Source organism: Eubacterium sp. SB2 (genome assembly GCF_001244405.1).
Taxonomy (GTDB): Bacteria; Bacillota; Clostridia; order Lachnospirales; family Lachnospiraceae; genus Faecalicatena; species Faecalicatena contortus_B.
Genome location: NZ_LN865153.1, coordinates 767,147 through 782,449 on the forward strand (window position 1 = coordinate 767,147; position 15,303 = coordinate 782,449).

The window sequence follows — 15,303 nt, forward strand, 5'->3', positions numbered from 1 at the left end:
ATCTCCTTTATTCTTTGTTTGTCTGCACATAACGTCGTCTGAGCTGCCCGCAGGCGCCATCGATATCTGCACCCATTTCCCTTCTTATAGTAACATTTATTCCACTTTTTTCAAGTTTATTTTTGAAATTCAGGGCATTTTTCCTGCTTGGCCTCACAAATGAGCGTTCCCTGACCGGGTTCACCGGGATCAGATTCAGATGGCAGTTTCTCGGCTTTAAGATCCGGACCAGTTCTGCGGCATCTTCATCCGTATCGTTCACGCCGTGCACCAGGCTGTATTCGAAGGTAATCCTTCTGCCTGTTTTTTCAAAATATTCATCGCATGCATGCAGCACGTCCTGAAGTCCGTATTTGTTTGCAACCGGCATAAGTTCTTTTCTCTTCTCCTGTGTCGTTCCATGCAGGGAAAGAGCCAGCGTGATCTGCAGATCTTCCTCTGCAAGCTCCCGCATCTTGGGTACAATCCCGCATGTGGAAACCGTCACATTCCTCTGGCTGATATGAAGTCCGTGTTCATCCGTCAGAAGCCTGATAAACCGAAGAAAATTTTCATAATTGTCCAGCGGTTCCCCGGTGCCCATGATGACCACATTGGACACCCGCTCCCCTGTAATTCTCTGTATCGCATAGACCTGCCCCAGCATCTCCGAAGCTGAAAGATTCCTTACCAAACCACCGATCGTGGAGGCACAGAACCTGCAGCCCATGCGGCATCCCACCTGGGAAGAGATACAGACAGAATTCCCGTGCTTGTATCTCATGAGTACGCTTTCCACCACATTCTGGTCGTGAAGCATAAAGAGAAATTTGTTCGTCCCATCCAGATTCGATTCCTGGCGTTCGAGCATCTCAACAGGAAGTATCGTATATGCCTCATTCAGTCTTTCCCGGAGTTCTCTCGAGAGATTCGTCATCTCGTCAAAGCTGCCGGCCAGCTTGACATGGAGCCATTCATACAACTGCTTTGCCCGAAACTTCTTTTCCCCAAGAGCCGCCATTTCCTCCTGTAATTCTTCATATGTATATGCACGGATATCCTTCTTCATTATTTACGCTGAACCTTTCTTTCTCAATCTGGCAATAAAAAATCCATCGCTGTCGTGCACGCCCGGCAGGAGCTGCAGACAGCTATCCTCTCCTACAGCGCCCTGAAGTTGTGCGCAGAGGCTCTCCTTCAGCTGCTCAGGGGCAAAATCCGGATGTTCCGCTAAAAACCACTCCACATTTTCCTGGTTTTCCGCCCGGTTAATCGTACATGTGCTGTAAATGAGCACCCCTCCCGGCTTTACATAGCCGCACACCACATCCAGTATACTGCGCTGGAGCCGCACAAGATCCTCCAGCTGTTTTTCAGTAACCCTGTATTTTAAATCCGTCTTTTTCCCCAGCACGCCAAGGCCGGAACAGGGCAGATCCGCGATCACAATATCAGCCTTAGACACAGATGAGGCGTCCTGCACAGAAGCGTCCATCTGCACCGCGGTAATATTCTTCATCCCCATCCTGTCTATGTTCTCCCGGATCAGTGCTGTCTTATATTCCGTCAGATCCCTTGCCTCCACATGTCCGGTTCCTGCCAGACGGTCCGCAAGATGAATGGACTTGCCGCCCGGAGCGGCACAAACATCGATAATATAATCGCCCGGCTTTGGATCTGCAATCTCACCGACCAGCATGGAGCTGACATCCTGTACCGCGAACAGTCCCTCCCGGAAACTTTCCAGATCGCCCAGATAGTCATATCCGGTAATGCGGCAGGCGTATGGCAGGTACGGATGTCCCGCTGCCCGCACCCCTTCTTTTTCCAGCCTGGCCTCCAGTTCCGCCGGCTGACACCGGCTGATATTACAGCGGATTGTCAACGGCTTCTCCTTCTGAAAATCTGCAAGCATCATCTCCACAGTCTCCCTGCCGTATTCCTCCAGCCACATCTTCAGAATCCACTCCGGCATAGAATACCGTACAGACAGGGCTTCCACGGGGCCGCTCGGATATTCGACCGCGTTGATCCCGCGTGCAGCACTGCGAAGCACGCCGTTCACAAAGCCCTTAAGCGGACCAAAGCCCTTTTTCACCGCCAGCTTAACCGCTTCATTGCACACGGCAGAATCCGGAACACTGTCCATATATTTCAGCTGGTATACCGCGCTCCGCAGTATATTGCGGATGACCGGCTTCATCTTTTTCACCTTTACTTTTGAGAACTGGCTGAGGATATAGTCCAGTTCGATCAGGTGCTCCAGAGTCCCCTCCGTCACCCTCGTAATGAATGCACGTTCCTTCTTATCCAGATACTGATATTTACTCAGCACATTCCCCAGCGCAATATGGCTGTACACATCATGCTCCGTAATATCCATCAAAAGCCCCAGCACAATCTCTCTGTCACTCAACGGCTTTGCCATCTCATTTCCTCCTGTCAGTGGTTATTGTTCAAAGGCAGACCTGTAAACAGTAACCTGTTAGTCGCGCCTGCGCCCGCTGATCAAAAGCAGCCTGAGAAGCTGCAGGATCATGGATGCGGCGCTGGCTACATACGTCAGGGCCGCTGCCCCCAGTACTTCTTTTGTTGCGCTTACTTCTTCCGGATAAAGCATTCCGGTATTCTCCAGAACCTTCACTGCTCTTCTGGATGCATTAAACTCTACGGGCAGCGTCACAAGCTGGAACAGTACTGCCGCAGAGAACAGCAGAATCCCCAGATTGATCAACAGCAGAGAGGTCCGTCCATTGATAAAAAGCCCAATGATAATCAGCGGCCACGCAGCCATGGAACCGAAATTAGCTACCGGCACCAGCGCCCCTCTGATCTTCAGCGGCGTATATCCTACATTGTGCTGTATTGCATGGCCGCACTCATGTGCAGCTACGCCTATGGCGGCCACCGAAGCCGACTGATACGTCGCATCCGACAGTCTCAGTACCTTATTGCGCGGGTCATAATGGTCTGTCAGATTCCCCGATATATGCTGCACGGTCACATCGTATATTCCATTTGCCCTTAAGATCTTCTCCGCCGCTTCTCTTCCCGTCATCCCCGAATGGCTGCGCACTTGAGCATATTTATTGAATACCCGGTTCACCCGGCTGGATGCCAGAATACAAATAACAGCCCCGATAATCACTAATATATAAGTTGGATCATAGCCAAAAAAATACATGTTACTCCCTCCAATTCGAATGCGGCACCCGCCAGAATGGGTTCGGTCACTCTGAACCGCAGTTAAATACGGTGCCGGTTTCCAGTGTATATCCCCTCAGAAATGCACTTGCCTCCATTCGTTTTTTACCGGGAATCTGCAGCTCGCTGATCCGCAGAATTCCCTCGCCCGTCAGCACTGTGAAAGAGTCTTTTCCCACTTCCAGAACTGTTCCGGGTGAAGCAGCGGCGCCCTTCGCTTTCTGCGGTTCCGCTTTCGCCTTCCAGATCTTCAGCACTTTTTCTCCCCAGTGCGTATAGGCGCTTGGCCAGGAATTCAGCCCCCGTACCAGTCTCTCGATCCGGACGGCCGGCTGGCCCCAGTCAATATTTCCCATCTTCTTATCCAGCATCTTTGCATAAGGAGTCGGACTCTCACCCTGATGCTCGAAAACTGCGGTACCGTCCTCCAGCGCCTCCAGTGTCTCCACGCAGAGCGCTGCACCGGCCGCAGCCAGTTTGTCGTGCAGGCTTTCCCCTGTTTCTTCCTCCGTAATCGGCACCTCTGTTTTCAGGATCATGTCCCCCGTATCCAACCCCTCATCCATCTGCATCGTCGTGACGCCCGTCACCTCTTCCCCGCAGAGAATGGACCACTGGATCGGCGCCGCACCTCTGTACTTCGGAAGCAAAGACGCGTGGACATTAATACAGCCGTAGGGCGTCATGTCCAATATCTCCTTCGGAAGGATCTGTCCGAAAGCCACGACCACAATGACATCCGCCTTGTATCCCCGCAGTTCTGCCACACATTCCGGCCGCCGGACCTTTACCGGCTGATACACCGGTATCCCGTACTTTTCTGCAGCTTCTTTTACCGGCGTAAACTGCATTTCTTTGCCTCTGCCTCTCGGCTTGTCAGGCTGGGTCACGGCCAGGCAGACATCATGTCCTGCCTGGACAAGCGACTCCAGAGTACCGACAGCAAAATCAGGAGTCCCCATAAATATCACTCTCATCTTACTCTTCTTCCTCCTCATATGTCACATCATGAAGCCCGTCTTCTACTTTATCTACATACAGTTCCCCTGACAAATGCGCGATTTCATGGCAGAAAGCCCTCGCCAGAAGGCCCTCGCCCTCCATCTCAAACTCTTCCATATCTTCATTCAAAGCCCGTACTTTCACATAGTCCGGCCTGGTCACAATCCCCCATTTTCCGGGAACACTCAGACAGCCCTCTTCACCGGTCTGCTCGCCGGAAGTCTCCAGTATCTCCGGATTGATCAGCACGATCGGTCCTTCCCCTACATCGATGGTTACAATATTCTTAAGCACTCCGACCTGGGAGGCAGCAAGTCCCACTCCATTCTTTTCATACATCGTATCAAACATATCCCCGATAAGCATTTTTGTACGCAGAGTCATTTTTGTTACTTCTTTGCATTTCTTTGTTAAAATTTCGTCCCCAATCACTCTTACATCTCTGATTGCCATAATATCCTCCCTGTTTCTATTCTTCTTCTTTTTTCTTTTCTCTATTCTCTGAACCTCTAAAACTCAAAATACATTCATCGGATTAAAATCGAACTGGATCCTCATTTTCTGAAATCCCGGATTCACCTCAATGTATTGTTCCAGATAGTTTTTCATCTTTACCAGTGTATCATATCTTTCTGATTTGAGATAGAGAACTTTACGATACACATCGTTGATTTTTCCAATCCCCGGGCTCGCCGGACCGATGATCTCCATGCTCCTGCCTTTATTGATGCGCAGCGCATACTCCTTGAGATATCCGCATCCCTTTTCCAGAAGCGGTTCGTCCCCACAGCTCACCAGCACTGCCAGCAGGCTCTCCGCCGGCGGATATCCCATCAGCTCCCGGTAGCGGATCTCCTCCGCATAAAACGCCTCGTAATCCTGTGCCGCCGCTGTCACAATTCCATAGTGTTCCGGGCTGTAGGTCTGAATCACGGCCTCGCCTTTCTTCTTTCCGCGGCCAGCCCTTCCCACGGCCTGGGTCAGAAGCTGGAAGGTCCTCTCCCCCGCCCGGTAATCATCCGCATACAGGGACATATCCGCAGCCAGCACACCCACCAGCGTCACATTCGGAAAATCATGCCCCTTTACGATCATCTGGGTTCCCACCAGAATATCGGCCTCTTCATTGGCAAATGCCGCCAGGATCTTTTCATGCCCGTCCTTCTGCCGCGTGGTATCCATATCCATCCGGAGCACTCTCGCCTCCGGAAACTGGTTTTTTACCAGTTCCTCGATCTGTTGTGTCCCCGCCCGGAATTCCCCGATATGGCGGGAGCCGCATTCAGGGCAGACAGACGCTTTTCGTTCCTCGTACCCGCAATAGTGGCAAACCAGCTTCCCGTTGCGGTGGGACGAAAGAGACACATCGCAGTGCGGGCATTTGATTACATGTCCGCATTCCCTGCACGAGACAAATCCTGCGTATCCCCGGCGGTTCAGAAACAGCATGATCTGCTCCCGCTTCTCCAGACGGTCCGCGATCATATCCTGCAGCTTTCTGCTCAGAATCGAACGGTTGCCCTCTTTGATCTCTTCCCGCAGATCCACGGTGGAGACCTCCGCCATGTCCTGCATCCCGGACCGGTTCGGCATCTCCAGCAGGCAGTACTCCCCGCGTTTTGCACGGTACATCGCCTCCAGGGACGGGGTTGCCGATCCCAGGACCACACTGGCTCCCTCCATCGCCGCCCTCTCTATCGCAGTCTCCCTCGCATGATACCGGGGCACCTGCTCGCTTTTATACGTAGTTTCATGTTCTTCGTCTATCACGATCAGCCCCAGATTTGGAAACGGGGTAAACAGTGCGGAGCGGGGACCGATCATCACATCAATGCCGCCTTCTTTTGCCCGCATCATCTGGTCATAGCGCTCTCCCGCCGAGAGCCTGGAATTCATAATCGACACCCGGTCTCCAAAATTCCGGTAAAACCGCATCACCGTCTGATAGGTCAGCGCAATCTCCGGGATCAGCACGATGGCCTGTTTCCCGCGGGCCGCCGCCCTGCGTATCATTTCGATATACACTTCCGTCTTTCCGCTGCCCGTCACCCCATATAACAGGTATGTGCCGTATTTCTCCTGTTCAAAGTCTTTCCAGAATACATCCACCGCATGCCGCTGTTCTTCGGTAAAAGTGATACTGCACTCTTCTCTTTTCCCTTTCACCGGATTGCGGTATACCTGCTCTGTCTCCAGCGTAAGAACTCCCTGCTCCTCCAATGCCCGTACAACAGCAAGAGTGATATTCAGTTTCCGGGACACCAGTTCATAATCCAGCACCTGGTCATCCAGAAGGGCGGCCATCAGCCTTGCCCTTGCCCGCTGATTCTTTTCGAGATAGTACTCCAGCTTCTTCCTGCCGTCCTCTTCATTCAAAAGAAGGCGGACCCGCTTCTTCACCCTGGCATTTTCCTTCTGCTTGATGGGCAGCACGGTCTTTAAAGACTGGATCATGGTTCCTCCGTACTGTTCCTTCATCCAGGCAGCCAGTGCCACAAGCTTTCCTTCTATTGCTACGCCGCTCCTAGAGATATTCAGAAGCTCTTTTACTTTAGATTCCTCGTAATCGCAGCGCGTTGTCAGGCCGATGACGTACCCCTTCGTCTCCCGGTTCCCCCGGCCAAACGGCACCCGTACTTCCATTCCAACAGAAAGTTCCCCTTCCAGACGGGAGGGGACTCTGTATTGGAATATCTTATCCAGTTTTTCATGTGTAATGTCTACGATAATATTCGCATACATGAAATGTATTCACCTACTTTAATTCTTCCAGAATTTCCCGGATCAGCACGCGCTCATCCATGGGATACTTTACACCTTTGATTTCCTGATAATCCTCATGGCCCTTGCCCGCCAGCACAATCACATCGCCACGCTGTCCATGCTCAATCGCATATTTGATTGCCTCTTTTCTGTCACAGATCTCCACATATTTCCCGTCAGTCCTTTGTATCCCCGTTTTAATATCATCTATAATCGCCTGGGGTTCCTCAAATCTCGGATTGTCGGAAGTGATAATGGAGAGATCCGCCAGCCTTCCGGACACTTCCCCCATCTCATAACGGCGGTCCCTGGAACGGTTGCCTCCGCAGCCGAACAGGCAGACAAGCCGCGCCGGCTCATATTCCTTCAGCGTTGTGAGAAGGCTTTCCAGGCTCATGGCGTTGTGGGCATAGTCGATCATCAGCGTAAACTCATCCGACACCGGGATCATCTCAATGCGCCCCTTTACATTGGCTTCCTTCAGCGCCTTTTGAATCTGCTCCCCGGGCACCTGGAAATGCCTGCACACCGCAATGGCAGTCAGTGAATTGTAAACACTGAACTTGCCCGGAATGTCGATCTCCACATCAAAATCCATAAGTCCTGCCGCATGGTAGGCGACTCCCAGGTACCCCGGCCTGGACACAAGATGCGTGTCTTCTGCGCGCAGATCCGCTTTTTCGGAAAATCCAAAGGTCTCTACTCTGCACGTTGCCTTAGAAAAGACATCTGCAAAATACTCGTCGTCCACGTTGGCTATCCCCAGCCTGCACTGCTGGAACAAAAGCCCTTTGCATCTCTTATAATCCTCAAAGTCCTTATGCTCATTGGGCCCGATATGGTCTCTGCCCAGATTGGTGAAAATGCCGATTTCAAAGTCGATCCCCGCGGTCCTGTGCAGCATCAGGCCCTGGGAAGACACCTCCATCACAACGCAGTCGCAGCCTGCTTCCACCATTTTTGCAAAGTACTGATGGATCGTATAGGATTCCGGAGTCGTGTTCGCGGCCGGGATCTTCTCCTCCCCTATAATCGCCTCTATGGTTCCGATCAGCCCCACTTTATGGCCAACCCTTTCCAAAATGGACTTGATCAAATAAGTGGTTGTGGTCTTTCCCTTTGTCCCGGTAATTCCGATAATCTTCATCTTATCCGCCGGATAACCAAAATAAGCGGCCGACATCAGCGCCAGCGCATAGCGGGTATCCTTCACCCGGATCACGGTCATTCCCTCCGGCGCATCCGCCTTACGTTCCACAATCACGGCTGCCGCCCCTTTGCCGGCCACTTCCCCGATAAAATCATGTCCGTCTACAACAGCTCCGCTGATGCAGACAAATGCGGACCCCTCTTCTACTTTTCTGGAATCATTGATGAATGTGGTTATCTCCACCTCATCGCTTCCCTGTACGACTTCGTATTCTAAACGTTCTAATAACTGATTCAGTTTCATTTATACTCCTCCTGACTGGTACATCGTCTGTCCAATTGACGCCCGCCTCCCGGACGGGACTTTACGATGTCCTTAAAAAAACTTACCTACCATAGAATAACACAAACAGCCTCCGGTTGCAAAATTCTCCTGTGAATTCTTTATGAAATATACTGGCCAAACGGCAATTTTCGTATGAAGTGACTACAGACAAAGGAAAGGATCAATATGCCTGCCGTCAGTCCGGGCACGGCAATCCACGCACTGATCTGCTCCGGATCCACATATTTTTTATAAGTATCCAGAAATAGTATATGGATCAGATAGATTCCAAAAGAGCTGGCGCACCAGGCATCAACCGCTCTTTTTGTCCTCTCCTTCAGCCTGATATTTCCGCCGCCAAGCAGGATCATAAACGCAAAGAAAGCTACTCCTGCCGTGATCACCAGCGGACATCCATATTCCAGAAACCGCTCATAGTGCTCCCCTTGAGCGGACGACTTCCAGACGGTCAGCGCCAGATTCAATGCCGTACTTCCCAGAAATACCCCGAGGAGCAGCGGTCCCCTGCCCTTTAGTTTTTCCCGGTATTTGTGGATAAAATATCCAAGGAAGAAATAAAACGCATACACCCTGTCCCCGATGATCGGCAGATCATAATACGGCTCCTCATGCAGAAGTGAAGAAAAGTACATAAATACTGCCGCCAGGCTGCCCATCAGTAAAAATGCCATATCCATCCTGGTATTCATCCCCCTGCACATGATCTGGAAAAAGGGCAGCACCAGGTATATGGGAATCATCGCATACAGATACCACAGATGCGGCTCCGTGGGAATATAAAGCAGATCCCGCAGATCATAAGGCGTCCCCATATAATATATATTAAAGAAATAATAAACAATGCTCCAAAATACCAGTACGATAAAAAAACGCAGCAGGCGTTCCCCGTTTTTGCGCAGACTTTCCGACCGTCCCAGCAGCAAGGCTCCGCTGAGCATGAAAAAGCAGGGCACACTGACCCTGGATGCAGTATCCAAGAGCAGGGAAAACAGATATTCTCCCCTGCCTATTTCCGTGTATGCCCTGCAAAAATAATTGGTAACGTGTATGATAATAACCATCACAAATGAGACGGTTCTGATCAGTTCCATGTTGTAGTTCTTTTTCTTCATATTTTACTTCCTGTATCCTTCTTCCTGCCGCCGTTCTCCCCGCCTCCGGCGCTGTTTCTGTCTTTTTGTGTTCCCTTTTTCTGTGCGGCGCCCTTTTTCATCAGGCTCGCCTTCACCACTGCATCTTTACCGTATTTCGCCCGTATCTCCTCCATGGCCTGATTCAGCTTTCGGTGCTTTTCATCCGGAGGCTTTGGCATCTCAATGTCAAAGATGGAAAGCTGCACCGGTTCGGACGCAACAACAAGCTTTGCCGTTCGAATTCCGAGAAGACGGATCGGTTCTCCGTCCCATGTCTCGTCAAACAGCCTGCAGGCAGCCTCATACAATACCGCGTCTTCATTGGAAGGCTTGTCCAGCTGCTTCTGATGGGAAATACGCTGAAAGTCATGGTATTTGATCTCCATACTGACCATATTGGCCTTCTGGCCGGCTTTTCTAAGGCGCCTCCCCACACTTTCCGCCAGTTCGTGCAGAACTGCCTTCGCTTCCTCCGCTGTCTCGGCATTCTCCGGCAGCGTTGTGGAATTACCGATCCCTTTTGCCTCCGCCTGTTCCGACTGAACACGGGAATCATCGATTCCATTGGCAAACTCCCACAGCATCCGCCCATGGCTTTTCATATGGAGGCTGATCAATTCCGGGTCCGCCTGCGCCAGGTCCCCAATGGTGTATATTTCCAGCTTTTTCAATGTTTCAACGCTGGAGCGCCCCGCCATATAAAGCTCCCCGATGGGAAGGGGCCACATTTTTATCCGGATCTCTTCGGGAAACAGGGTATGCACCTTGTCCGGCTTCTCAAAATCAGATGCCATCTTCGCAAGCAGTTTGTTGGAGGAAATCCCAACATTGACGGTAAACCCAAACTTTTCTTTTATTCCGTCCTTGATCACCAGCGCTGCATCTATGGGAGACGGATATTTCCATGCAATCCCCGTAAAATCCACATAGCACTCATCCACACTGACCTGCTCGATCTCTGTTGTAAATGCCTTCAGGTACTCCATCAGCCGCGCACTTTTTTCTCTGTACATCTTATGGTCAGGCGGCGCCATCACCAGATTCGGACACTTACGAAAGGCATTCGCAACAGGTTCCCCCGTACGAATGCCGTATTTTTTTGCAGGAATGGACTTGGCCAGCACCACGCCCCGGCGCGCCTTCTGGTCACCGCCTATGATGGCCGGCACAAGCCGCATGTCCTGCTTTGCACCATGTTTCAGTTGTTCTACCGCCGTCCAGCTCAGATATGCGGAATTGACATCGATATGGAAAATGATGGGTGTCATGAAACCAGCTGTCCTTTCACACGTGCTTCTAATTTTCCGCCGGCAACATCGATTAAGATGGCGTCTCCTCTTCCTACATTTCCCGCCAGTATCAATTTTGCCGCCAGTGTCTCTACATTCTTCTGCAGATATCGCTTCAGCGGCCTTGCACCGTACATCGGGTCATATCCGCCCTCAACGATGTAATTTCTGGCCTCATCTGTCACTTCAATCGAAAGTTCTTTATCGGCAAGCCTCTTGTTGACATCTGCTGTTAATAAGTCAATGATGGCATAAATATTGTTTTTCGTCAATGGCTTGAACATAATGATTTCATCCAGACGGTTCAGAAATTCCGGTCTGAACCGTGCGCGCAGTTCGTTCATTACCATCTCCTGGCTCGCCGCGTCTATGGTTCCGTCTTCCCCGATTCCCTCCAGCAGATAATTGGCTCCCAGGTTGGAGGTCATGATCAGAATCGTATTCTTAAAGTCCACGGTCCGCCCCTGGGAATCCGTGATACGCCCATCATCCAGCACCTGAAGAAGCACATTGAACACATCCGGGTGGGCTTTCTCAATCTCATCAAATAAGACAACGGAATATGGTTTCCTTCTGACAGCTTCCGTCAGCTGGCCGCCCTCGTCGTATCCCACATATCCCGGAGGAGCCCCGATCAGCCTGGATACAGAAAACTTCTCCATATACTCGCTCATATCGATACGCACCATGTTATTCTCATCATCAAACAGGCTCTCTGCCAGCGCTTTGGCAAGCTCCGTTTTGCCGACTCCGGTAGGCCCGAGGAACAGGAATGAGCCGATCGGTTTTGACGGATCCTTAATCCCCGCTTTGGAGCGGATAATTGCCTCTGTCACCAGTTCTACGCCCTCATCCTGTCCGATGACGCGCCTGTGCAGCTCATCGCCCAGATGGAGCGTCTTGCTTCTCTCGCTCTCATTCAGCTTGGCCACCGGGATTCCCGTCCATCTGGAAATGATCTTGGCGATCTCCTCGTCAGTGACGGCCTCGTGTACCAACGACAGCTCTTTCTCCCTGACCTTATCTTCCTCCTCTTCCAGCTGTTTCTGCAGCTGCGGCAGCCGCCCGTACTGCAGTTCCGCTGCCCGGTTCAGGTCATACTCCCGCTGCGCCTTCTGGATATCCTTGTTCACCTGCTCGATCTCTTCGCGGATCTTCTGGACTCTTTCTACGGAAGCCTTCTCATTATCCCACTGTGCTTTCTTGCCCGCATACTCTTCGTTCAAACCGGCCAGCTCTTCCTGCAGGTGTTCCAGACGCTCTTTGCTCAGGCGGTCTTCCTCTTTCTTCAACGCCTCTTCCTCGATCTCCAGCTGCATAATACGGCGGCGCAGTTCGTCCAGCTCTGTGGGCATGGAGTCCAGCTCCGTCTTAATCAGCGCGCACGCTTCATCCACCAGGTCAATCGCCTTGTCGGGCAGGAACCTGTCGGAGATATAGCGGTTGGACAGCATCGCAGCCGCTACCAGGGCGCTGTCTGTAATCTTTACGCCGTGGAAGACTTCATACCGTTCCTTTAAGCCCCTCAGAATGGAGATTGCATCCTCCACCGTCGGCTCTTCTACCATAACCGGCTGGAAACGGCGTTCCAGCGCGGCATCTTTTTCGATGTACTGGCGGTATTCATCCAGAGTGGTGGCGCCGATACAGTGCAGTTCCCCCCGTGCCAGCATTGGCTTCAGCATGTTGCCTGCATCCATAGCGCCGTCGGTTTTGCCTGCACCTACAATTGTGTGCAGCTCATCGATAAAGAGAATGATCTGTCCGTCGCTGTTCTTCACTTCCTCCAGAACCGCTTTCAGACGCTCTTCAAATTCTCCTCTGTATTTTGCCCCCGCAACCAGGGCGCCCATATCTAGAGAGAAGATGGTCTTATTCTTCAGCCCTTCCGGTACGTCCCCCCTGACGATACGCTGCGCCAGCCCTTCTACTACGGCCGTCTTACCGACACCAGGCTCGCCGATGAGAACCGGATTATTCTTTGTCTTGCGGGAAAGAATCCGGACTACGTTACGGATCTCCTCGTCACGGCCGATGACCGGATCCAGCTTCTGGTCCCTGGCACGCTCTACCAGATCCTGGCCGTACTTATTCAACGTATCGTAGGTCGCCTCCGGATTGTCGCTGGTCACCTTCTGGTTCCCCCGCACGGTGGACAGCGCCTGTAAAAAGTTGTTCCGGCTGATGCCGAACTCCTTGTACAGTGTTTTCAGTTCCCGGCTGGCATACTTTAACAGAGCCAGGAAGAGATGCTCCACGGACACGTACTCGTCGCCCATCTGCTTCGCCTCATCCTCCGCATGGATCAGGACGTTATTCAGATCCTGCCCTACAAAAACCTGGCCGCCCTGTACCTTCGGACGTTTAGCCAGGGCTTCCTCCACACGATTTATAAAGAGGGCGCCCTGTATATTCATTTTTTCAAGTAATTTTAATATCAAACTGTCATTCTGCGTTACCAGCGCATAAAGCAGGTGCTCCTGCGCGATCTCCTGATTGCCGTAATCGTAGGCAATTTTTTCGCAGTTCTGGACTGCCTGAAGAGAATTCTGGGTAAATTTATTTATATTCATAGAAAGACCTCCTTTGTCGGTTTAGAGCTTGTTGTTCTACTACAAATATAACAATACCACCAATTATTAGCACTGTCAAGAGTCGAGTGCTAAAAATAGTTCTATTTACAACACAAGACCGTGCTATATTCCTTTATAATCCTCTGATAATATTCAAATAATCCTGTCTTTGATCCACTACCGCATAGACAATCACTCTTTTTCTCTCATTATCCACTTTATAAAATACAAGATTTTTCTCTAAAATCAATACCCTATATCCTTGTCGTCTCAGAATATGATATCTGGGAATCATTCCAATATCCGGAGTATCCCCCAAACCCAGAATACTTTCTTCCAGCTCATCCAGTTTCTGTAATGCAACCTCCGGTCCAAAATTATCATTGATATGAAGGATGATCTTACGGATCTGTTCATCTGCCACATCTGTGCGGACAACTGTATACTTCATATCATTTCTCCTTCAATAACTGTCTCAGATCCTGGAAAGTATTTTCAATTGGTTCAATCATTCCATTTTTCACGTCATCTTCCGCTTCCGACAAAATTTCCAGAAGTTCTATCCTGGATTTCATCCTTTTGTATTCCTCATAGGAAAGAGAAACAGTATCTCCCCGGCCGTTCACTGTAATAATAACTGCCTCATTATTTTCCCTGCATTGTTTGGATATTTCGCTGTAATGATTTCTTAAATCTGCAGATGGACGAATAGATTCCTGTATTGAAAACATAAGCATACCTCCCGTTAATTTTATAGTCATATTATATCGCGAAACGACTATGTTTTCAATTAACTTCTTATAGTAATGTTTGCGGATACTTCATTCCCCATTCATTCCGCACGGCAGTCATCATTTCCATAACATCCTTTGTATAATCTAAATGCATGACATTTATTTCACCGGAAACAGCCGCCTCCATATCCTCCACCTCATAGACAAGAGCATTTTCCTTCTCACCGTCCCTGACAACTTCCGTCGCCCCGTCTTCTGTATAATTAATGACCGCTTCCACACCGCGGGGATACTCATATATTTCAATATATCCTTTGTCGAATGCCGCCATTCCCCGCTTGGGCTGTCTGGCATGCATAGATAAAATAACGGCAGCCATCTCCTCTTCCTTGTTTTTCAGCAGTATGCTGGCCTGTTCGTCCACGCCGGTTGGTGCAAATTTCACCTGTGATACAATCTCCTCCGGTCTGGATGACATAAACCACCTGACAAAAGATAGTGCATAGACACCAATATCCAGCATTGCTCCGCCTGCAAGGCCAGGGTTAAAGAAACGGTTATTCATATCGTATTCCTTATAACAGCCAAAATTCATTTGAATCAGCCTCAAGCTTCCCAACCGGCCGGATGCAATGATCTCATTGAGCCGCTTGTACACCGGCATGTGGTATATTGTCATCGCTTCCGCCAGGACAACATGATGATCCTCAGCCAGTTTCACCGCCTCTTCCAGCTCCTTTGAGTTCAGGGTAATTGATTTCTCACAGAGTACGTGTTTTCCTGCACGGAGCGCCTTTTGCATATACTGGCTGTGTGTGTTATGAGGGGTGGCAATATAGATAATATCTACCTGATCATCCTCAAATATCTCATCGATCCGGCCATATACTTTCTGAACTCCATATTTCTCTGCAAATTCCACTGCTTTTTCCTGTGTACGGTTTGCGGCCCCGTAAAATGTCCTACCCAGGCTTTTCATAGCCTCTGCCATCTGGCCTGCGATATCGCCGCATCCCAATACCGCCCAATTATATCTTTTCATCCGCAAATCCCCTTTCTCTTTACCGTCCGCTACTTGTTTTCACGGATGGTCCTGCATGGCCCTACACTCTCCGAACTTACCATCTGTGC

Annotated in this window: 13 protein-coding genes; all 13 read right to left on the reverse strand. The window is 50.4% G+C overall.

The window, feature by feature from the left end:
* Nucleotides 1-7 precede the first annotated feature (7 nt).
* The 13 genes from rlmN to BN1938_RS15855 all read right to left on the reverse strand — a co-directional run bounded on the left by rlmN (nucleotide 8) and on the right by BN1938_RS15855 (nucleotide 15,214).
* The gene (gene rlmN / locus BN1938_RS15795; RefSeq protein WP_050641514.1) at nucleotides 8-1,048 is read right to left on the reverse strand and encodes a dual-specificity RNA methyltransferase RlmN; all 1,041 of its coding nucleotides are present in this window, start codon (nucleotides 1,046-1,048) and stop codon (nucleotides 8-10) included.
* A 3-nt stretch (nucleotides 1,049-1,051) separates the two neighbouring features.
* The gene (gene rsmB, locus BN1938_RS15800) at nucleotides 1,052-2,407 is read right to left on the reverse strand and encodes a 16S rRNA (cytosine(967)-C(5))-methyltransferase RsmB (protein WP_050641515.1); all 1,356 of its coding nucleotides are present in this window, start codon (nucleotides 2,405-2,407) and stop codon (nucleotides 1,052-1,054) included.
* Nucleotides 2,408-2,464: 57 nt separating this feature from the next.
* Nucleotides 2,465-3,163, reverse strand: coding sequence for a zinc metallopeptidase (locus BN1938_RS15805; RefSeq protein ID WP_050641516.1), 699 nt, complete (start codon nucleotides 3,161-3,163; stop codon nucleotides 2,465-2,467).
* 46 nt (nucleotides 3,164-3,209) lie between these two features.
* Nucleotides 3,210-4,160 (reverse strand): methionyl-tRNA formyltransferase, encoded by a 951-nt coding sequence (gene fmt, locus BN1938_RS15810; protein ID WP_050641517.1) that lies wholly within the window; start codon nucleotides 4,158-4,160, stop codon nucleotides 3,210-3,212.
* 1 nt (nucleotide 4,161) lies between these two features.
* Entirely contained in the window at nucleotides 4,162-4,638 is a 477-nt protein-coding gene (def, locus tag BN1938_RS15815; protein WP_025655082.1) for a peptide deformylase, read from the reverse strand.
* Between the two features lie 63 nt (nucleotides 4,639-4,701).
* On the reverse strand, nucleotides 4,702-6,927 hold the full coding sequence (gene priA, locus BN1938_RS15820) for a replication restart helicase PriA (RefSeq protein WP_050641518.1): 2,226 nt from the start codon (nucleotides 6,925-6,927) through the stop codon (nucleotides 4,702-4,704).
* Between the two features lie 13 nt (nucleotides 6,928-6,940).
* Nucleotides 6,941-8,401 carry a UDP-N-acetylmuramoyl-L-alanyl-D-glutamate--2,6-diaminopimelate ligase gene (locus tag BN1938_RS15825; protein ID WP_050641519.1) on the reverse strand — a complete coding sequence of 487 codons (1,461 nt, stop codon included), beginning with the start codon at nucleotides 8,399-8,401 and terminating at the stop codon, nucleotides 6,941-6,943.
* Between the two features lie 140 nt (nucleotides 8,402-8,541).
* The gene (locus BN1938_RS15830; RefSeq protein ID WP_050641520.1) at nucleotides 8,542-9,555 is read right to left on the reverse strand and encodes an acyltransferase; all 1,014 of its coding nucleotides are present in this window, start codon (nucleotides 9,553-9,555) and stop codon (nucleotides 8,542-8,544) included.
* Nucleotides 9,552-10,844, reverse strand: a complete 1,293-nt coding sequence (locus BN1938_RS15835) for a DNA polymerase Y family protein (RefSeq protein WP_050641521.1) — start codon at nucleotides 10,842-10,844, stop codon at nucleotides 9,552-9,554. The genes BN1938_RS15830 and BN1938_RS15835 overlap by 4 nt, the downstream gene beginning before the upstream one ends.
* Nucleotides 10,841-13,438 carry an ATP-dependent chaperone ClpB gene (gene clpB, locus BN1938_RS15840; protein WP_050641522.1) on the reverse strand — a complete coding sequence of 866 codons (2,598 nt, stop codon included), beginning with the start codon at nucleotides 13,436-13,438 and terminating at the stop codon, nucleotides 10,841-10,843. The genes BN1938_RS15835 and clpB overlap by 4 nt, the downstream gene beginning before the upstream one ends.
* A gap of 133 nt (nucleotides 13,439-13,571) precedes the next feature.
* Nucleotides 13,572-13,889 (reverse strand): type II toxin-antitoxin system RelE/ParE family toxin, encoded by a 318-nt coding sequence (locus tag BN1938_RS15845; protein WP_050641523.1) that lies wholly within the window; start codon nucleotides 13,887-13,889, stop codon nucleotides 13,572-13,574.
* Nucleotide 13,890: 1 nt separating this feature from the next.
* Nucleotides 13,891-14,169, reverse strand: coding sequence for a type II toxin-antitoxin system Phd/YefM family antitoxin (locus BN1938_RS15850; protein ID WP_050641524.1), 279 nt, complete (start codon nucleotides 14,167-14,169; stop codon nucleotides 13,891-13,893).
* A 67-nt stretch (nucleotides 14,170-14,236) separates the two neighbouring features.
* Nucleotides 14,237-15,214 carry a Gfo/Idh/MocA family protein gene (locus tag BN1938_RS15855; protein ID WP_050641525.1) on the reverse strand — a complete coding sequence of 326 codons (978 nt, stop codon included), beginning with the start codon at nucleotides 15,212-15,214 and terminating at the stop codon, nucleotides 14,237-14,239.
* Nucleotides 15,215-15,303 lie beyond the last annotated feature (89 nt).

Excerpts from the sequence above, each read along its gene's own strand:
- fmt (WP_050641517.1), bottom strand. The coding sequence starts at position 4,160 with ATGAGAGTGATATTTATGGGGACTCCTGATTTTGCTGTCGGTACTCTG.
- clpB (WP_050641522.1), bottom strand. The coding sequence starts at position 13,438 with ATGAATATAAATAAATTTACCCAGAATTCTCTTCAGGCAGTCCAGAAC.
- BN1938_RS15805 (WP_050641516.1), bottom strand. The coding sequence starts at position 3,163 with ATGTATTTTTTTGGCTATGATCCAACTTATATATTAGTGATTATCGGG.
- BN1938_RS15850 (WP_050641524.1), bottom strand. The coding sequence starts at position 14,169 with ATGTTTTCAATACAGGAATCTATTCGTCCATCTGCAGATTTAAGAAAT.
- BN1938_RS15845 (WP_050641523.1), bottom strand. The coding sequence starts at position 13,889 with ATGAAGTATACAGTTGTCCGCACAGATGTGGCAGATGAACAGATCCGT.
- rlmN (WP_050641514.1), bottom strand. The coding sequence starts at position 1,048 with ATGAAGAAGGATATCCGTGCATATACATATGAAGAATTACAGGAGGAA.
- BN1938_RS15835 (WP_050641521.1), bottom strand. The coding sequence starts at position 10,844 with ATGACACCCATCATTTTCCATATCGATGTCAATTCCGCATATCTGAGC.
- BN1938_RS15855 (WP_050641525.1), bottom strand. The coding sequence starts at position 15,214 with ATGAAAAGATATAATTGGGCGGTATTGGGATGCGGCGATATCGCAGGC.
- BN1938_RS15830 (WP_050641520.1), bottom strand. The coding sequence starts at position 9,555 with ATGAAGAAAAAGAACTACAACATGGAACTGATCAGAACCGTCTCATTT.
- priA (WP_050641518.1), bottom strand. The coding sequence starts at position 6,927 with ATGTATGCGAATATTATCGTAGACATTACACATGAAAAACTGGATAAG.
- def (WP_025655082.1), bottom strand. The coding sequence starts at position 4,638 with ATGGCAATCAGAGATGTAAGAGTGATTGGGGACGAAATTTTAACAAAG.
- rsmB (WP_050641515.1), bottom strand. The coding sequence starts at position 2,407 with ATGGCAAAGCCGTTGAGTGACAGAGAGATTGTGCTGGGGCTTTTGATG.
- BN1938_RS15825 (WP_050641519.1), bottom strand. The coding sequence starts at position 8,401 with ATGAAACTGAATCAGTTATTAGAACGTTTAGAATACGAAGTCGTACAG.